Origin of the sequence: Acidovorax sp. FJL06, from assembly GCF_003852545.1 — a bacterium.
Lineage (GTDB): Bacteria > Pseudomonadota > Gammaproteobacteria > Burkholderiales > Burkholderiaceae_C > Acidovorax.
Genome location: NZ_QAJR01000034.1, coordinates 78,023 through 96,340, shown reverse-complemented (window position 1 = coordinate 96,340; position 18,318 = coordinate 78,023). Strand labels below are relative to the sequence as shown.

General features: G+C 66.3%; 14 protein-coding genes. 13 read left to right on the top strand and 1 reads right to left on the bottom strand.

Annotation, left to right across the window (positions count from 1 at the left end; all coding sequences use genetic code 11):
- Positions 1 to 102 precede the first annotated feature (102 nt).
- The 13 genes from DBV10_RS18865 to DBV10_RS18805 all read left to right on the top strand — a co-directional run bounded on the left by DBV10_RS18865 (position 103) and on the right by DBV10_RS18805 (position 17,230).
- On the top strand, positions 103 to 1,638 hold the full coding sequence (locus DBV10_RS18865; RefSeq protein WP_124515137.1) for an AMP-binding protein: 1,536 nt from the start codon (positions 103 to 105) through the stop codon (positions 1,636 to 1,638).
- On the top strand, positions 1,635 to 2,828 hold the full coding sequence (locus tag DBV10_RS18860; RefSeq protein ID WP_124515136.1) for an acyl-CoA dehydrogenase family protein: 1,194 nt from the start codon (positions 1,635 to 1,637) through the stop codon (positions 2,826 to 2,828). Before DBV10_RS18865 ends, DBV10_RS18860 begins: the two co-directional genes overlap by 4 nt.
- A 1-nt stretch (position 2,829) precedes the next feature.
- On the top strand, positions 2,830 to 3,963 hold the full coding sequence (locus tag DBV10_RS18855) for a CaiB/BaiF CoA-transferase family protein (RefSeq protein ID WP_124515135.1): 1,134 nt from the start codon (positions 2,830 to 2,832) through the stop codon (positions 3,961 to 3,963).
- Between the two features lie 21 nt (positions 3,964 to 3,984).
- The gene (locus DBV10_RS18850; protein WP_124515134.1) at positions 3,985 to 5,424 is read left to right on the top strand and encodes an aldehyde dehydrogenase family protein; all 1,440 of its coding nucleotides are present in this window, start codon (positions 3,985 to 3,987) and stop codon (positions 5,422 to 5,424) included.
- Between the two features lie 5 nt (positions 5,425 to 5,429).
- A complete protein-coding gene (locus tag DBV10_RS18845; RefSeq protein ID WP_233589979.1) occupies positions 5,430 to 6,410 on the top strand; it encodes a tripartite tricarboxylate transporter substrate binding protein in 981 nt (326 codons plus the stop codon).
- 46 nt (positions 6,411 to 6,456) lie between these two features.
- Complete coding sequence (locus tag DBV10_RS18840) at positions 6,457 to 7,446, top strand: tripartite tricarboxylate transporter substrate binding protein (protein ID WP_124515132.1); 990 nt, start codon at positions 6,457 to 6,459, stop codon at positions 7,444 to 7,446.
- A 40-nt stretch (positions 7,447 to 7,486) separates the two neighbouring features.
- Positions 7,487 to 9,178: an alkyl sulfatase dimerization domain-containing protein gene (locus DBV10_RS18835; RefSeq protein ID WP_158616834.1), complete on the top strand. Its 1,692-nt coding sequence runs from the start codon at positions 7,487 to 7,489 to the stop codon at positions 9,176 to 9,178.
- Between the two features lie 12 nt (positions 9,179 to 9,190).
- On the top strand, positions 9,191 to 10,927 hold the full coding sequence (locus tag DBV10_RS18830; protein ID WP_124515130.1) for an alkyl sulfatase dimerization domain-containing protein: 1,737 nt from the start codon (positions 9,191 to 9,193) through the stop codon (positions 10,925 to 10,927).
- A 20-nt stretch (positions 10,928 to 10,947) separates the two neighbouring features.
- Positions 10,948 to 12,561, top strand: coding sequence for a GMC family oxidoreductase (locus DBV10_RS18825; RefSeq protein WP_124515129.1), 1,614 nt, complete (start codon positions 10,948 to 10,950; stop codon positions 12,559 to 12,561).
- Positions 12,562 to 12,634: 73 nt separating this feature from the next.
- Positions 12,635 to 13,099, top strand: coding sequence for a hypothetical protein (locus DBV10_RS18820; protein ID WP_124515128.1), 465 nt, complete (start codon positions 12,635 to 12,637; stop codon positions 13,097 to 13,099).
- Positions 13,100 to 13,169: 70 nt separating this feature from the next.
- On the top strand, positions 13,170 to 14,777 hold the full coding sequence (locus tag DBV10_RS18815) for a methyl-accepting chemotaxis protein (protein WP_233589978.1): 1,608 nt from the start codon (positions 13,170 to 13,172) through the stop codon (positions 14,775 to 14,777).
- The gene (locus DBV10_RS18810) at positions 14,774 to 16,516 is read left to right on the top strand and encodes a SulP family inorganic anion transporter (protein ID WP_233589977.1); all 1,743 of its coding nucleotides are present in this window, start codon (positions 14,774 to 14,776) and stop codon (positions 16,514 to 16,516) included. The genes DBV10_RS18815 and DBV10_RS18810 overlap by 4 nt, the downstream gene beginning before the upstream one ends.
- A gap of 60 nt (positions 16,517 to 16,576) precedes the next feature.
- Complete coding sequence (locus tag DBV10_RS18805) at positions 16,577 to 17,230, top strand: Crp/Fnr family transcriptional regulator (RefSeq protein WP_158616833.1); 654 nt, start codon at positions 16,577 to 16,579, stop codon at positions 17,228 to 17,230.
- An 86-nt stretch (positions 17,231 to 17,316) separates the two neighbouring features.
- Here DBV10_RS18805 and DBV10_RS18800 read toward each other — a convergent pair whose 3' ends face one another.
- Complete coding sequence (locus DBV10_RS18800; RefSeq protein ID WP_158616832.1) at positions 17,317 to 18,312, bottom strand: GGDEF domain-containing protein; 996 nt, start codon at positions 18,310 to 18,312, stop codon at positions 17,317 to 17,319.
- Between the last annotated feature and the right edge of the window lie 6 nt (positions 18,313 to 18,318).

Below are 18,318 nucleotides of genomic sequence, written 5' to 3'. Positions count from 1 at the left end.
CATGGCGCGGATTCGGATTTGGTATTGGGCAGCGCCCGGTGAAGTCTAGATACTGAGGACAAGCAAAGCAGAAACAGCAAGACTTTTCACAGGAGACATCACGTGGAACTGGGTTCAATCACTACCCGTGCCGCTCGCTACTGGCCCGATCAGACCGCCTTGGTCGACGCCCGCAAGCGCATCAGTTTTTCCGAACTGGAACAGCGTGCCAACCAGGTGGCCTATGCCCTGATTCAGGCCGGGGTGGTTCCCGGGGACCGCGTGGCGGTCCAGGCTTGGAACCGCACCGAACTGGTGGAGGCCGAAGTGGCCTGCTACAAGGCGGCCTGCGTCAAGGTGCCTATCAATTCCCGCCTGAGCACCGACGAGGCCCTGCACATGCTGCGGGATTCGGGGGCCAAGGTGCTGATCGCTGGCGGCGAGCACGCCAAGGCCGTCCAGGCCCGCATGGCCGAAGTGCCCACGCTGCTGCGTGTGGTCGATATGGACGAAGGCTACGAGGCCTGGATCGCCGGCCAGCCCACGGCAGGGGCCCAGCGGACCACGCAGGGCGACGATGTGGCGGTGCTGCACTACACCTCGGGCAGCTCTGGTGTGCTCAAGGCGGCGATGCAGACCTTTGGCAACCGGCAGGCCATGCTGCGCAAGTTCCTCATGAGCCCCATGCGCCGAGCCATGCCGGGCGACGTGCAGGCCCATGTGGGCCCCATCACGCACGCCAGTGGCATGAACCTGATGTATCTCATGTACTGCGGCGCGGCCAGCCTGCTGCTGGGGCGGTTCGAGGAAACCGAACTGCTGCAGACCATAGAGCGCGAACGCGTGACGCGCCTGTTCATGGTGCCGACCATGATCAACCGCATCGTCAACCACCCGAATATCCAGGACTACGACCTGGGCTCGCTGCGCCTGGTGCTCTACGGCGCCGCGCCCATGGCCCCCGCGCTGGTGGAAAAAGCCATTGCCTTGTTCGGGCCCATCCTGGTGCAGGGCTACGGTGCCGGCGAAACCAACTCCATGGTCACGATCCTCACCGAGCAAGACCACGTGGATGCGCTTGCGCACAACCCGAAGCGCCTGGCGTCGTGTGGCCGCTGCTATGCCGAAACCGAGGTGCGCGTGGTCAACGATGCGGGCCAGGACGTGCAGCCGGGCGAGGTGGGTGAAATCATCGTGCGCGGCGAGGACATCATGAAGGGCTACTGGAACGCGCCGGAGCTCACCGCCGAAGCCATTGTGGATGGCTACTACCGCACGGGCGACCTGGCCATGGTCGACCAGGAGAGCTACATCTACATCGTGGACCGCAAGAAGGAAATGATCATCTGCGGCGGCTTCAACATCTACCCGGCCGAGATCGAGCAGGTGCTGTTCGCCCACCCCGCCATCTATGAGGCCGCCGCCGTGGGCATCCCGGACGAGGAATGGGGTGAGCAGATCAAGGCAGTGGTGGTGCTCAAGCCCGGCCACCAGGCCTCGGCACAGGACATCCTGGCCTTTTGCACTGAGCGGCTGCCCGGCTTCAAGCGGCCCCGGTCCGTTGATTTCATCCAGGAACTGCCCAAAAATCCCAACGGCAAGATCGTGCGCCGACTGGTGCGCGAACCCTTCTGGGCTGGCAAGGAGCGCCGCGTATGAGCCACTTTACCGTCACCGAAACCCAGGTCCAGGAGACCATGGCCGCCATCGGCCGCTACATCCAGGACGAGCTGCTGCCCTTCGAGAAGGCGCATGGCATTTCCTGGGAGGGGCAGCCCGGCAAGGACCTGCTCCAGCAGGTCTGGCAACGTTCGGCCGCATTGGGCTTCTACGGCCTGATGCTGCCCGTCGAGCAAGGCGGCGCCGGCTTCAGCGCCGAGCAGATGTGCCGCGTCAAGACCTTCGTGGCCGGCTCGGGGGCCGTGCTGGCCCAGCATGTGCTGGGCGAGCTCAGCGGGCCGCCGCGCGTGGGCTACCTGTTCAAGGTGGCGACGCCAGACCAGATCGAGCGCTTTCTGCGCCCCATCAGCGACGCCAGGATGGCCGTGTGCTTTGCGATGACCGAGGAGCAGGCCGGCTCGGACGCAGCGGCGATCCAGGCGCGTGCCGTGCACGGCCACGACGCGCAGGGCGAGCATTACCTGCTCACCGGCCACAAGCGCTTTATCTCGGGCGCACCGTATGCGGACGTGGCCATCGTGCTGGCCGTCACCGACCCGGCGGCTGGTGCCCGTGGTATTTCCGCCTTTTTCGTGGACATGCACGACCCCGGCATGCAGGTCGTTTGCGACTACGTGGCCATGCACGGCCAGGCCAGCCATGCCGACCTGCACATGCAGGACCTGCGTGTGCCGGCCGCCAACCGCATCGGCGCCGAGGGCGAGGGCTTCAAGCTGGGCATCGGGCGCATCAACTTCAACCGCCTGCTGCACTGCGCCACCATCATCGGCTTTGCCGAGCTGGCCTTGCGCCTGTCGGTGCAGCGCGCCAACCAGCGCACCCAGTTTGGCAAGCCCATCGGCCAGTTCCAGGCCATCGCCCACATGCTGGCCAACATGGCCACCGAGCTGCAGGCAGCACGCGCCATGACGCTCGATGCTGCGCGCCAGCTCGATGCCGGTGCCCCCCTGCGCATGGAGGCTTCGATGTGCAAGCTGTTCGTGTCCGAGGCGGCCTTCCGCATTGCCGACCAGGCGGTGCAGATCCATGGCGGCACGGGCCTGATCCGCGGCAACCCGGTGGAATGGCTGTTCCGCATGCTGCGCATGATGCGCATCCTGACCGGCACCAGCGAGATCCTGCGCAACACCGTGGCCAAAGAACTGCTGGAGTCTGATCGTGGAGCCTGATATGTCCGCCCACGCCGCGTGGAACAGCCCCAGGCCGCTCGCCGGCTGCCGGGTGCTCGACCTGTCGCTGTTGCTGCCGGGGCCCTACTGCACCTGGTTGCTGGCCTGCTTTGGCGCCGAGGTCATCAAGGTCGAGCCGCCCACCGGGGACCCGGTGCGGCGCATGAACCCGGCCTTGTTTGCCATGCTCAACCGGGGCAAGCAGTCGGTGGTGCTCGACCTCAAGCAGGCGCAGGGGCGCGAGGCATTGCTGGCCATGGTGGCCGAGGCCGACATCCTGGTCGAGGGCTTCCGGCCGGGCGCTCTGGAGCGCCTGGGCCTGTCGGTGCAGACCTTGATGGAGGTGCAGCCGCGCCTGGTGGTGGGCTCCATCTCGGGCTTTGGCTGGACCGGCCCCTACCGTGACCACCCTGGGCACGACATCGGCTTTCTGTCGCTGGCCGGCTACTTCGCCGTGCCCTCGCAGCTCGACCACCAGCTGGTGCGCCCGCAGATCCGCCTGGCGGACATGGTGGCGGGCCAGTCGGCCGCCCTGGCCCTGGCCATGGCCCGGGCCCAGGTGCAGCAGACGGGCAAGGGCTGCCATGTAGACGCCTCCATCTACGACGCCACCATGGGCTGGACGGCGCCGATGATGCTGGGCTCGCCGGCGGACAAGGCCCCGGCCGAGCTGGCCCATGTGATGGCCGACAGCGCTCTTTACCGCACCGCCGATGGTCGCCACCTGTGCATTGCCACGCTGGAAGACAAGTTCTGGACCAACTTTGCACAAGCCGTCAGCGACCTGGCCCCGGCCCTGGGCGATGCGCGCTGGCACACCCGCCAAGGGCGCGACCAGCACAAACAGGCCCTGGCCGAGGCTTTGGCGCAGGCCATTGCCACGCAGCCCCTGTCGGTGTGGATGGACCGGCTGCAGGGCGTGGACACGGCGGTAGAACCGGTCTACACCGGCCGCGAGGCGCTGGAGGACCCCCATGCCCAGGCCCGGGGCTTCTTCACGCAGCGCACCGCAGACGACGGGCAGCCCGAGCTCTTTTTTCCGGCCATGTTCGACGGCCACAAGCACCCGCCGCTGGGGCCGGCTCCGGCCCTGGGCCAGGGCCCGGCCGAACGGTTTACCAAACCACTTTCCTGACGATCCGAGGAGGCATCGCCCATGAGCACCGCCATCAACCGCTATACCCGGCATTACATCAACGGCCAGTGGGTCGAGAGCACGGGGGCCGAGTCGTTCGAGTCCTTCAACCCTGCCACGGGCCAGCCGCTGTCGCACACGCGGTTTGGCAGCGAAGCCGATGCCGATGCTGCCGTGCAGGCAGCACAAACCGCCCAGGCCGCTCTGGCGCTGACCACGCGCCAGGAGCGCCTGGACATGCTGCAGCGCATTGCCGCCAGCTACAGCAAGCACCAGGCCGCGTTGGTGGACGCCGTGCAGCAAAGCCTGGGCGCACCGCGCATGCTGTGCGAGCGCCTGCAGGTGCCGGCCGGTCTGATGCAGGTGCAGGCCTGGAGCCGCGTGCTGGCGGATTTCCCGTTCGAGGAGCAGCGGGGCCCGCATCTGCTGCTGCAGCAGCCCGTGGGCGTGAGCCTGTGCATCACCTCGTGGAACTGGCCGCTCAACGGCCCCATGGGCGTGCTGCTGCCCGCGCTGGCCGCCGGCTGCGCCACGGTCTGGAAGCCCAGCGAGCACGCTTCGGCCACCGCCGTGCTGCTGGCCCAGGTCATGCACGACGCCGGCCTGCCGCCCGGTGCCTTCAACATGGTGCTGGGCAACGGCCATGTGGTGGGCCGGCGCCTGGTGGGCGACCCCGCCGTGGCCATGGTGTCCTTCACGGGCTCGGTGGCGGCGGGCAATGCGATTGGCCAGGCCTCGGTGGCCCAGTCCAAGCGCGTGGTGCTGGAGCTGGGCGGCAAGTCGCCCTTCATCGTGCTGCCCGATGCGGACCTGCCCGCTGCCGTGAAGGCCTGCATGACCGGACTGCTGCGCAACAGCGGGCAGTCCTGCAACGCCCCGGCGCGCCTGCTGGTGCCGCGCGAGCGTCTGGCCGAGGCCGAGGCTGTGGCGGCAGCCGTCGCCAACCACCTCGTGATTGGTGACCCGGCCGAGCCAGGCACCCAGATGGGGCCCCTGGGCAACGAGATGCATTACCAGACCGTGCAGCGCTTTATCGAGCATGGCCTGCGCGATGGCGCCCACCTTGTCGCTGGCGGCACCGGCCATCCGCAGGGGCTGGAAGCGGGCTGCTATGCCCGCCCCACCGTGTTCAGCCGCGTGCCCGACGATGCGTTCATCGTCCAGGAAGAAGCGTTTGGCCCGGTGCTCGTGATCCAGGACTATGGCGACGTGGACGAGGCCGTCGAACTGGCCAACCGCAGCGAGTTCGGCCTGTCGGCCTATGTGGTGGGTGGGGCGGAACAGGCCCGGCAGGTGGCCCGCCGACTGCAGGCCGGCATGGTGCACATCAACGGCGCCGAAATGGACCTGGGCATGCCGTTTGGCGGCGTCAAGCACTCGGGCCTGGGCCGCAAATTCGGGCCTGAAGGCCTGAAGGCCTACCTCGAACCGCAATCCATTCTGGTGCCCGCTGCGGCCTGACTGCCATGAATACGCGCCGTTCCCTGTTGCAAGCGCTGGGCCTGGCCTGCCTGGCTTGGCTGGCACCTGCCACTGCCAGCGCTCAGCCGGCCGATGCCGGTCGGGCCATCCGCTGGATCGTTCCGTACCAGGCCGGCTCGTCGCCGGACATCCATTGCCGCATCGTTGGCGAAGCGCTGTCCAAGGTGCTGGAGCAGCCGATCGTGATCGACAACAAGCCCGGCGCAGCGGGCAACTTGGGCGCCCAGCTCGCCCGCCGTGCGCCGGCCGATGGCAGCACCTGGCTCTATTCGGGCTCGCCGCTGGCGGCCAACATGCGGATCTACAAGGCGCCGGGCTATGACGCGATGAAGGACTTCGTTCATGTGTCCATGATCGCCAGCTCCGATGCCGTGCTGGTGGTGGATGCCCGCTCCGACATCCGCAGCGTGGCCGATCTGCTGCAGCGCCTGCGTGCCAAGCCGGGCGCCGCCAGCTACGGCTCGGGCGGCAGCGGCACGCCCTCGCACTTGGCGGCCGAATGGCTGCTGCAGGCCGCCCATGTCCAGGCCGTGCATGTGCCCTACAAGGGCGCCGCGGCGACTGTCATGGCCGTGCTGGCGGGCGAGATTCAGTTTTCATTGCCCATCGTGGGCGTGGCCGCACCGCAGGTGCAGGCCGGCCGGCTGCGCGCCCTGGCCGTGACCGGCGCGCAGCGCAACCCGCGCCTGCCGACCGTGCCGACGCTGGTCGAGAGCGGATTTCCAGACATCACGGTGGTTTCATTCGGTGGCCTCTCGGTGCCTGCGGGCACACCGGCACCGGTGGTGCAGCGCATCGAAGCCGCCATGCGACTGGTGCTGGCCCTGCCGGCCGTGCGCGAAAAAATCGAGGCCACCGGGTCCGAAGTGGCCAGCGGCGGTAGCCAGGCCTTTACCGCTGCGCTGGCCGCAGAAGTACCCGCCACCGAACGCATGATGCGCGCCGCCGCGCTCGAGGCCCAGTGAATTCTTTGCGCAAGACGACATTTTATAAACCACAAGGAGACAAGCCATGAAGACATTCACCGACCGTCGCCAGTTCCTGGCCTCGATGGCCGCCCTGGGCGCAGGCGCCCTGAGCCCGGCGGGCGCCTGGGCGCAGGACGCCTACCCCGCCAAGGGGCCGATCAAGCTCATCGTTCCCTTGCCGGCTGGCGGCGCTGCCGATGCTTCGGCACGGGTGCTGACCTACGCGCTTCAGAACCAGATGAAGCAATCCTTCGTCGTGGACAACCGGCCTGGAGGCAGTTTCGTGATCGCCATGCAGGCCATGGCACAAGCCGCTGCCGATGGCTACACGCTGATGCACATCTACCCCGGCATGATTGCAGCGCAGGTGGCGTTGAAGCGCTTCGACATGCTGAAGTCCCTCACGCCGATTTCGCTGATCGGCTCCATGCCTGCCGTGCTGGTGGCGCCCGCTTCTTCACCGTACAAAACGGTGCAAGACCTGGTGGCCGCTGCCAGGGCCAAGCCTGGCTCGGTGAATTACGGCTCGGTGGGGCCGGGCACCATCGAACACCTGTGGTCGTCCAATTTCAGCAAGCGGCATGGCCTCAATGCCGTCCATGTGCCTTACAAGGGCATGCCGGATGCCACCACGGCACTGATCACCGGGGACATCCAGTACCTGGGGCTGGCCATGGCCTTGACCTTGCAGTTTGTTCAGAAAAACATGGTTCGCCCCCTGGCCGTGATCGACAGCCAGCGGCACCCTTCGATGCCAGACGTTCCCACCCTCAAGGAAGCGGGTTTCGATGATCCGCCCCTGGTTTTTTGGGGTGGAGTGGCGGCACCCAAGGGCACGCCGTCCACCATCGTGGAAAAGCTGCGGGAGCAGATTGCCGTGGCTGTTGCATCGGACGATGTGAAGACGAAATTTGCGGGCATGGGCACCACGCCGCTTTCCAGCCCCACCGTCCAGTCCTTCGAGAACCTGGTGTCTAAAGAACTGGCATGGCTGACAGAAGCCGTCAAAGACGCCAACCTTCAATTGAACTGATACAGCAAATTTCAAAGGTATATCTATGAGCAATCCATACATGGGACATCCCGTCGAAGTGGTGACCAGTGCCCGAGGTGCAGTGGCCAACGCGGCCTATGTGGCGCACGGGCATGCCCTTTCCCGCAAGTTGCACAAGGTCACCGACCGGGTTTACTGCCAGTTGGGCAGTTGCCTGGGCAACTCGACCATGGTGCTGGGTGAGCAGGGGATGATCGTGGTGGACACGGGTGATTGTGTGCAGCAGTCGGCGGAGCAGCTGGAGGACTTCCGCACCGTGACCGACCGTCCAGTCAGTGCGCTGATCTACACGCACAGCCACTATGCGCTGGGGTCTCGCACCTACGTGCCCGCGGGGCAGGACGATGCGCTGCCCATCTACGCCCACAAGGACCTGATGCAGGTGATGTCGCGCGCCTTGGGCGATCTGGCACCCTTCCTGACCCGGCGCGTGGCCATGCAGTTTGGCATGTTCCTGCCGGCGGATGGGCCGGACTCCATGCCCAACCAGGGCCTGGGCGAAACCTTCTTTCCGCTGGATCGCTACCAGCCGCAGCCGGGCTTTGTGCGCCCTAACCGTTGGCTGGACGACGGTCAGAGCGAGCGCATCGACGGTGTGCCGTTCCAGTTCTGGCACCACGCCGGGGACACGGACGACACCCTGCTGACTTGGATGCCCGACGACGGCGTGGTCATCAACAACATCGCCTGGCCCGTGATGTTCAACATCTACACCCTGCGTGGCGAAATGTTCCGCAACCCGGCCCGTCTGCTGCCTGGCCTGGACAAGATCCTGGAGCTGCAGCCGCGCCATCTGGTGGGCGTGCATGGCGTGCCTATCAGCGGCGAGGACGAAGTGCGGCGCGCAGTGACCGAATACCGGGATTGCATCCAGTTCACCTACGACCAGACCGTGCGCGGCATTAACCGCGGCATGTCGCCCGATGAGCTGGTGCGGTTCGTCCAACTGCCCAAGGCGCTGGCCGAAGGGCGGCTGACGGGGCAGTACTACGGCGAGCTGCCGTACTACGTGCGGCAAATCTATACCGGCCTGGTCGGTTGGTTCGGCTCGGACACGGTCGAATTGCACCGGCTGCCTGAGCAGGAGTCGGCCCAACGCTGGTGTGCCCTGGCTGGCGGCACTGGGGCCGTACTGGCTCAGGCGCGACAGGCGCTGGCGAACAAGGAGTACCAGTGGGCGGCTGAGCTCGCCACCCAAGCCCTGCGTGCGGGCGCCTGTGATGCTGAGGCGCGGCAGACCAAGGCCGATGCCCTGCGTGCCATGGGGCAGGTGACCACGGCTTCCAACACCCGGTCGTGGTATCTGACGCAGGCGCGTGAACTGGAAGGGCTGGTCGATACCCGCCAGCCGCCCATCCGCTTTGTGACGGCCGCTACGGTCCGCCAGATGCCGGTGGCCACCTATGTCAATGCCATGCGTTTTCGTGTCGATCCCGCCCTGAGTGCTGAAGGCAGCCGCTGCGTGCACCTCAGCATCGACGCAGCCGATTTCACCCTGAACCTGCGCAATGGCGTGGTTGCGGTCACGCCATGCTTGAGCGGCGGCAAGCCCGATGCCCATGTCTGCATAGGGTTGGCGCAATGGGCCGCGCTGGTTGCTGGCGACGTGGCGGACCTTGCCACGCTGGCATCGGCCGAACTCGCGATCAGCGGAGATCGCAAGCTGGGAGAGGCTGTTTTGGGGGCCTGGTTGCCCGGCACCGGTATTTGACGGAGACAAAACATGACGCACCCACTCGACCGCTACCGTGGTCAAGACATTCCCCTGATGGACGGTCCCCGTGGCGCGCGCGTGGCCGCGTCCACCCTCAAGGCCATCACCGCCACCTTTGCCGTGGCGCCCAAGATGATCGAAGTGGCGCCCAAAATCTGGAACCTGGTGGGTATCGGCATTTCCAGCCGCATGATGATCGAGGCCCCCGAGGGCCTGGTGATCTTCGACACCGGGGACGACCTGGAAGACGGCGAAAAGGCCCTGGCCGAGTTCCGCAAGGTCAGCGACAAGCCGATCAAGGCCATCATCTACAGCCACAACCACTACGCCCATGGCACGCAGGCTTTCCTGCGCGAGGCGCCCGACGCCATCATCATCGGCCACCACGATGTCAACAAGTACCTGACCGAGATCGCCACCGGCTTTGCCTCGGGCGGCGAGTTCCCCGAGGCCATGCCGGCACTGACCGCGCGCTACGAGCGCCAGTTTGCGTTGCACCTGCCCCAGAGCGGCGCGGACACCGGCCTGGGCGCCATCATTCCCCCCGGCAAGGCCAAGGGCACGGCCCTGGCCACGCACCTGGTGCAGGACGGGCAGGAGATGGTGGTGGCCGGACTGCGCATGCAGTTCTTCACAAAGTATTTCTCCGACTCGGAAGACAGCCTGACGACCTGGATTCCCGAACTCGATGCGGTCTACAACAACTTCCTGTGGCCCAGCCTGTTCAACTTCTACACCCTGCGCGGCGATGTGTTCCGCGACCCGACCTCGTGGCGCAACGGTCTGCGCGTGATCCGCGACATTGCACCCAAGTACCTGGTCAACACCCATGCGCTGCCGGTGGTGGGCAAGGACGAAGTCCGCCAGTCGCTGGAGCTGTACATGGACGCGATCAGCTACATGATCGACCAGACCCTGCGCGGCATCAACAAGGGCCTGTCGCCCGACGCCCTGAAGGATTTTGTCCGCCTGCCTGAGGCGCTTGCCGCATTCCCGAACAACGCCGAGATCTACAGCGAATTTTTCTACTTTCCGCTGCACCTGTACCACCATGTCTTTGGCTGGTTCGATGGCGATGCGGCCAGCGTCCACCGCCTGCCGCTGGCCGAGGAGGCCGCGCGCATCGTCAAGGGCTTTGGCGGGGCGGCCACCGTGTTCCAGCAATACCAGGAGGCCATGGCTGCGGGCGATCTGGTCTGGGCGAGCCGGCTGGTGGGCTGGCTGCTGGCCACCGAGCCCGCCAAGGTCGGATACCGTGTGGCTCAGGCGGAAACGCTGCGGCAGATTGCCTACCGCGCTCCGAACACGATTGCGCGCCACTTCTGCTTGACCCAGGCGCTGGAACTGGAAGAAAAGATCGCCCCGGTGCGCTCGGTGCTGCCGAACCTGGAGGCCATTCTCGCGGCGGAGCCCGGTCGCTACGTCAACTTCTTCCGCATCCGCCTGGACCCGGCCAAGGCCGGTGAGCAGCGCCTGCGCCTGCGTGTCGAGATCACCGACAAAGCCCAGTGCCACGGCCTGCAGGTTCGCAATGGCATCTGCGAATACCTGGCGGCACCGGGGGCGGCCGAGGAGGGCGACCTGGTCCTGCGCGTCACCCATGCCGACTGGGCCCGCTTCTACCTGGGGCAGACCAGTGTCCGCGAGCTGTTGGCCACCCAGGGTGCGGTGACGCCTCAGCAGGCGACAGCGGTTGAGCCGTTCCTGGCGCTCTTTGATACAGCTGCACAAGCCTGCGGCGCATGACTCCGATGGAGACCAACCCCATGAATACCGATACCTTTGACTACATCGTGGTGGGCGCAGGCTCTGGCGGCGCCGCCGCCGCGGCCCGCCTGTCCGAGTCCGGCCAGCACAGCGTGCTGCTGCTGGAGGCCGGCCCGCGCGACAAGAACATCTGGACCAAGATCCCTCTCGGCGTGGCCGAGGTGCTGAGCCGAGGCATTTACCTGCGCGACTTCTTCACCGAGCCCGATCCACAACTGCACGACCGCAAGATCTATTGGCCCCGGGGCTGGGCCACGGGCGGGTCGAGCACCGTCAATGGCATGGTGTGGGTGCATGGCACACCGCATCTGTACGACGAGTGGGCTTCTGATGGTTGCCCGGGATGGTCGTATGACGAACTGCGGCCCTGGTTCCGCAAGATCGAGAGCTTCAAGGGTGGTGACTCGGCATACCGGGGTGCCTCGGGCCCCATGACCATCACCGAGTTCCAGTCCAACAATTCGCTGGCTGATGACTTTCTGGACGCCATCGTTGCGGCCAAGGTGGGCCCGCGGGTCAAGGACTACAACGCGGGTGGATTTGGTGGTTCCAGGATGCAGATGAACACCCGCAACGGTGTGCGCTGCAACACCCGCATGGCCTACCTGGACCCAGCCGAGGGCCGTCCCAACCTGACAGTGATGACTGAGACCTTTGCCACGCGCATCCGTTTTGACGGCAAGCGCGCCGTGGGCATCGAGGCCCGCAGCGCTGGGCGCGAGGTGTCGCTGAATGCGCGCAAGGAGATCATCCTGTGTGGCGGTGCCTTCAACACGCCACAGCTGCTGGAGCTTTCAGGGGTGGGCCGCCGCGAGGTGCTGGGCGCGGCCGGCGTGCCTCTGCTGCATGAGCTGCCCATGGTGGGCGAGAACCTCTCCGAGCATGTCTACAGCCCCATCGTCTACCGCACCAAGCCGGGTGTGAGCTGGAACGGCACCTTGAACAGCGCGGTGGGCAAGCTGGGGGCGGGCCTGCGCTATGTCACCCGCCGCGATGGCCCGTTGTCGAGCAACACGATCACGGCGCAGGCCTTTGTGCCCGAGCAAAGCGGTGGTGCCAAAGCCGATGTGAAATTGCAGATTCAGCAGATTTCCACTTCGGGCAACCGGGGCAAGGGCAAGGTGGAGATTGATCAACACGACGGGGTGACCATCGCTTCGTTCCAGATCCGGCCGCATTCGCGCGGGTCGGCCCACATCACCTCGCGGGACCCTGCTGCGAACGCGCGCATGATCTCCAACCACTTCACGGATGCGCGCGACGTTGATGCCTGCCTGACCGCGCTGAAGATGACGCGGCGCATTGCGGCGGCCGGGCCCATGGCCCGGTGGATTGTTGGAGAAGAGCGTCCCGGACCCTCCTGCGGCAGCGATGAGGCGCTGATCGACTACCTGCGCGCCACCGGTGCGACCGCATGGCATCCGGTGGGTACCTGCCGCATTGGCAGCGACGCGGCCCAGTCTGTGGTCGATCCGCATCTGCGTGTGCATGGCCTGCAGGGCTTGCGTATCGCCGATGGGTCGGCCATGCCCACCATCGCCTCCACCAACACCAATGCCATTTGCATCGTGATGGGTGAGCGCGTCGCCGACTTCATCCAGCAGGGCGCCTGAGCGTTACCAGTTCTTCTTTCCTTTGCGCTGTGGCTTGGTTACAGCGCCAGCTTGTTTGTTTGTGAGGATTTCCATGTACCCCCTGTTTCGCAATGCAGGCATCGCGCTGCTTGTCGCCCTGCCCATGTTCGCCCAGGCCCAGGCGACCCCCGATGAGGCCAAGTCCATGCTCTCCAGCATCGTGGCGCAAGCCAAGGCACAAGGGGTTGGCAAGGCGGCCGAGGCCATTAACGCCGGCACCGACGCCACCAAGTGCAAGGAGAAGAAAGGCTTCGGCTGCATGATCGCCACCAGCGCGGCCATGGTGCTGGCCAATGCCAAGAACCAGAAGCTGGTGGGCAATGAGTTCCCTGCCGACTTTGCCGACATCGACGGCACGCCCATCGTCAAGCAGATCGTGGGTCCCATCAATGCGGGCAAGTCGCAGTGGGAGGCGCAGTACAAGTTCGCCGTCGGCAACTCGGCCAAGGCCGTGCCCCAGCACGCCTTCTGCGAAAAGATCGACGCCAAGACCCTGGCGTGCGTCATCCTGCAATAAGCGCCAACAACGCTGCCAACGTTGCCCCCGGCACGCGGCCGGGGGTGTTCCACTTCAACAGAGGCTGCCTATGAAGCTGCTGTATCGGGTTTTGCTGGCCCCCCTGGTGATCACGGTGTTCCTGGTCGTGGTGGGGGCCGTGGGTGTGTGGTCTATTGGTACCCTGAATGCCTCTTTCGGGGCACTGCTGGACGACCATGTGGCTGTGCAGAGTGAACTGGACGACGTGAGAGCCCGCATGCTCGCGCTGAATGCGGCGCTGTACCGGACGGTGCTGCTGTCGGAGAGCCTGGAGCCCAAGGACATCCAGGCGAGCAGCCAGTGGCTGCAGTCCGAGTGCCAGGCCATTGTCCAGATCTTGCGCAGCCTGGACGAGAAGGCCAGGCCTGAGGACCGCCAGGCCCTGGCATCCATCACCGAGACGATTCCCACTTACCAGAAGATGGGGATGTCCGCGCTGGCCAACGCGCAGACCAACATGGCCATGGCCATGCCGATGTTGACAAGCGCCGAGCGGGCCTTTGCCAAAACCTTTGCGGCCCTGAAATCGGTGTCGGATTCGGCCCATGCCGAAGTGGGGCGGCTGCGGGAGGAGACTGGGCAGCTTGCAAACCGGGCCCGGATGATCGCTGTGGCACTGATTGCAGTGGCTGTCGCTCTGGCTGGTGGCGTGGCGTGGTGGGTGGGGCGCGGCATCGTCACGCAGATCCGCCAGGCCATGGTGGTGAGCGAGGCCATTGCCCAGGGCCGGCTGGACATCCCGGTGCCCGACGGTGGCAGCGATGAGCTGGGCCGGTTGCAGGCGTCGCTGCAGGCCACGGTGCGCCGCCTGGCGGAGCTGATTGGCGATATCCTGGAGACCAGCCATTCCATCCATACCGCGGCCAGCGAGATCGCGCATGGCAGCCAGGACCTTTCGAACCGGACCGAGAACGCGGCCAGCAGCCTGCAGGAAACCGCCGCCTCCATCGAGCAGCTGACCGACAACGTGCGCCACAGCGCCACCTCGGCCCACCAGGCCAACCAGCTGGCCAGTTCCGCCACCCAGGTGGCCACCCGCGGTGGCGAGGTGGTGGGCAACGTGGTGACCACCATGGAAGATATCCAGAACAGCTCGCGCAAGATTGCCGACATCATCTCGGTCATCGACGGCATCGCGTTCCAGACCAACATCCTGGCGCTCAACGCTGCGGTGGAGGCGGCCCGTGCCGGCGAACAAGGGCGGGGCTTTGCGGTGGTGGCTGCAGAGGTCCGCGCCCTGGCCCAGCGCTCGGCCTCTGCGGCCAAGGAGATCAAGCAGCTCATCACGGCCTCGGTGGACAGTGTCGTTTCCGGCACGCAACTGGTCGCCAGCGCGGGCGCCACCATGCAGGAAATCGTGGATTCGGTGCACCGGGTCGGCCATGTGATCGAGGCCGTCACGCAGTCGGCATCGGCGCAGAGCTCCAGCCTGTCCGAAGTGAACCAGGCCGTGGGGCATCTGGACCAGATGACGCAGCAGAACGCCGCGCTGGTCGAGCAGTCTGCCGCAGCGTCGGCCAGTCTCAAGGACCAATCCCTGCGCCTGGCCGGCATCGTGAGCCAGTTTCAACTGCCGGCGTCGGTGCATGCCCCCGCACAGCCCCGACTGGCCGCCCCTGCCGGGCCGGCGGGCGGGCGCCAACTGATGGCAACGTGACAGGCCGACTGTTCCCCTTCCTGCGCTGGCCCCGCCCCACCGGCGGCCTGCTGCGCGCCGATCTGCGCGCGGGCATCGTTGTCGGCCTGATGGTGGTGCCGCAGAGCGTGGCCTATGCCGCGCTGGCCGGCATGCCGCCCATCACCGGTGTCTATGCGTCCTTGCTGCCCTCCGTGGTGGCGGCCTTGTTCGGCGCGGCGCCGCGCGTTGCCGTGGGCCCCACGGCCCTGACCTGCCTGCTGGTGTATTCCGCGCTGTCCGGCCTGGCCAGCCCCGGCAGCGCGCACTGGGTGGAGCTGGCCGTCTGGCTGGCGCTGACCACCGGGGCCCTGCAGCTGGTGCTGGGCATGGCCCGGCTGGGGTGGATCATCCGCCTGGTCAACAGCCCGGTGATGATGGCGTTCACCCAGGCGGCGGCGGTGCTCATCATCGGAACGCAGCTGGCCGCCGTGCTGGGGCTGCCGTCCCTGGCGACGGTCTTCGATGGCGCGGCGGCGTGGCACCTGCCATCAACGCTGTTCGGGGTGGGTAGTTTCCTGCTGCTGTGGGCCGCGCGCAAGGCGTGGCCCACCTTTCCCACGGTGCTGGTCGTGGTCCTGGGCAGTGCGGCGATTTCGCATGGGCTGGGCTACGCGCAGGCGGGCGGGGCGGTCATCGGTGAATTGCCACAAGGGTTTCCGGCCCTGCAATGGCCCGCTGTACCGCCGCTGGAAACGCTGGGGCATCTGCTGGCGCCCACGCTCATCATTGCCCTGGTGAGCTTTCTGGAGGTAGCCTCCGCGGCGCGCACGGATCTGGCGGGTGCAGGCGGCTGGCGCAAGGACCAGGAGCTTGTGGGCCAGGGTCTGGCCAAGATCGCGGCGGGCCTGTGCGGCGCCTTTCCTACCAGCGCATCGTTCTCGCGCACGGCGCTCAACATCTTCGCCGGAGCGCGCAGCGCCTGGGCCTCGGTGTTCGCGGTGGGGGTCGTGCTGCTGATGCTGCTGTTCTGTGCGCCCGTCCTGGCCTTGGTGCCCAGGCCGGTGCTGGCGTCCGTGGTGCTGGTGGCGGTGGTGGGCTTGATCAAGCCCCGCCAGTTCCAGGCGCTGTGGCGCTTCTCGCGCGTGGAGGCCTGCATTGCGCTGCTGACCTTTGTGGCCACGATCGCCACCGCGCCCAATCTCTATGGCGGCATCGCGCTGGGCATGCTGCTGTCGCTGGCGCATTTCCATGTGCGCCGCCTGCATCCGCGCGTGGTGGAGGTGGGCCTGCACCCCGACGGCAGCCTGCGCGACCGCCACCACTGGGCCTTGCCGCCGCTGCAGGCCCATACCCATGCCATCCGCTTCGATGCCGCCCTGGACTTCGCCACCTCGGCCGCCTTCGTGGATGCCATCGCACGCCATCTGGACCACCACCCGGACACCCGGCGGGTTTGTCTTTTCGCCGGCTCCATCAACTGGCTGGATGCCACGGGCGCGGAGTCGTTTCTGGCGACCACCCACATGCTGCGCCAGCGCCAGGTTCCGTTCTGCATCTGCGGCCTGAAGACCGTGGTGCTGGCCCAACTGACCACTGCGGGCTGGCAGCCGGAGTCGCATTGGGTTCGCACCTTCAGCACCGAAGCCGAGTTGATGGCCTACTTGCAAAGCGCAGGCGACTGCGCGCAGCCCGCACCGCTCCAGGCGGAGGCACTGGCCGGCACCGTACGGGGTCAGCCGGCGCACGTGGCCAGCCCGGGGCCGGTGCTTTCCCGGTAGCAGCGCATGTGCGGCTTTGGTGGAGCGGCCGGGCCCAGCGGCATTGATCTGCGCGCTGCGGTGGCAAACACCCTGTTCGGCCAGGTGGGGGCTGAGGCGCTGGACTGGGTCACCCGCCGGGCCGTGATCGAGCGCTACAAGTCCCCCTCGGTGCTGAGCCCTGCTGGGCAATTGCCACGCCATGTGCGCCTGGTGCTGCGGGGCAGTGTGGACCTGGTCAGCCGCAGTGCGGCGGGCAAGGAGGTCGTTGTCAGCTCTCTGGGACCGGGCCATTGGGCGGGCTGGATGCAGGTGTTCACGCCGCAGCCCCCGCGCTTTGACACCTGCTGCAGCGCGAACAGCCAGTTGGCGGCGCTTGGTGTGGGCGACTTGCGCACCTGCTGCGAACAGTTTCCCCAGCTGTACCCGCTCATCATCGGTGAGGTGGGGGCGCGCATGCAGTTGCTGACGGAGTGGGCGGGCCAGTCGGTGCTGGTTGCGCCCGAGCATCGCATGGCCAAGCTGATTGGCCTGCTGGCGCGCGAGCAGGGCCTGGTGAGCGGCCGGGCGGTGCTCGTGGTCACCCAGGCCCGCCTGGCCGGACTGGCGTGCTGCTCACGCCAGTCGGCCAACCTGCTGGTGGGGGCCCTGGAGCGCAAGGGCTTGGTGCGCATGGCCTATGGCCGCTGTGAAATCGCCGACCTGCAGCGCCTGGCTGAGTTTGCTGATCTTTAATCTGCAGTGCTGCGTGGGCATGCAGCATCGCAAACCGGGTCTGCGACTGCTAGTCGGACCTTTGTACGCCAGGCGGGGCAGTCCTGTCAGCGGGATTCGGTCGGTACGGGCGCAACCTCGGGCTTGTACAGGCTCACGCAGTTGCGTCCGGCCTGCTTGGAGGCGTAAAGCAGCTCATCGGCCATGCGCACCATGGTGCCGGGCGCCACACCTTCGCGCAGGGGCATCACGCCCACGCTGATGGTCAACTTGACGACGGTCACACCATCGTCCAGCAGGGTATCGGCATTTTCTACCGCCTTGCGCAGACGCTCCAGCAGGATGCCTGCGTGCTCCGGCGAGATCTGCGGCAGGATCAGGCCAAACTCTTCGCCGCCATAGCGGCACAGATAGTCCGAGCCGCGCAGCATGTTGTTGAGCAGTGTGGCCAAGGCGCGCAGCACGCGGTCTCCGGCGACATGGCCATAGGTGTCATTGATCGTCTTGAAGTGGTCAATGTCGATCATGGCCAGGGCCAGCGGGCGGTTGTGGCGCCGTGCGGTGACCACTTCCTGCGAAATCTGCTCGTCGAAGAACTTGCGGTTGAACAGCCCGGTGAGCGCGTCGCGCCGGTTGGACTCTTCCAGATCCAGCGCCTGGTCCAGCGACAGGTCCAGCAGGCGCTTGGCTTCGGCCAGTTCGGTCACATCGTGGATGGCGATGCAGGCGCCTTCCACCAGGCCTGCGGCGTCGCGCACCGGGAAGATGGCGGCGTCCTGGTACATGTGGTCGGTCTCCAGCGACAGCATGTTGGAGGCCTTGAAGCGAAACAAATAGGGCCTTTGCTGCCATGAGCTGAACGAGGCGGAGCGCAGCACCAGGCAACTGCGGATTTTCTTCTCCAGCCAGTTGCGGTTGAGTTCTGGAAAGACATCGAACAGGTTTTTGCCCAGGATGTCTTCGGCTCGCAGGTTGCTGTTGAGCTCCATGAACCGGTTCCACATGATGACCGTGAAGCGCCGGTCGACCACGACGATGCCCACGGTCAACAGGTTGTCGACGATGTCAGTGGCATCCAGGCTGGCGTTTTGCAAAGACTTCATGACCAG

Coding starts and splice junctions, on each gene's coding strand:
- DBV10_RS18860 (WP_124515136.1), top strand. CDS start 1,635: ATGAGCCACTTTACCGTCACCGAAACCCAGGTCCAGGAGACCATGGCC.
- DBV10_RS18855 (WP_124515135.1), top strand. CDS start 2,830: ATGTCCGCCCACGCCGCGTGGAACAGCCCCAGGCCGCTCGCCGGCTGC.
- DBV10_RS18850 (WP_124515134.1), top strand. CDS start 3,985: ATGAGCACCGCCATCAACCGCTATACCCGGCATTACATCAACGGCCAG.
- DBV10_RS18845 (WP_233589979.1), top strand. CDS start 5,430: ATGAATACGCGCCGTTCCCTGTTGCAAGCGCTGGGCCTGGCCTGCCTG.
- DBV10_RS18840 (WP_124515132.1), top strand. CDS start 6,457: ATGAAGACATTCACCGACCGTCGCCAGTTCCTGGCCTCGATGGCCGCC.
- DBV10_RS18835 (WP_158616834.1), top strand. CDS start 7,487: ATGGGACATCCCGTCGAAGTGGTGACCAGTGCCCGAGGTGCAGTGGCC.
- DBV10_RS18830 (WP_124515130.1), top strand. CDS start 9,191: ATGACGCACCCACTCGACCGCTACCGTGGTCAAGACATTCCCCTGATG.
- DBV10_RS18825 (WP_124515129.1), top strand. CDS start 10,948: ATGAATACCGATACCTTTGACTACATCGTGGTGGGCGCAGGCTCTGGC.
- DBV10_RS18820 (WP_124515128.1), top strand. CDS start 12,635: ATGTACCCCCTGTTTCGCAATGCAGGCATCGCGCTGCTTGTCGCCCTG.
- DBV10_RS18815 (WP_233589978.1), top strand. CDS start 13,170: ATGAAGCTGCTGTATCGGGTTTTGCTGGCCCCCCTGGTGATCACGGTG.
- DBV10_RS18800 (WP_158616832.1), bottom strand. CDS start 18,312: ATGAAGTCTTTGCAAAACGCCAGCCTGGATGCCACTGACATCGTCGAC.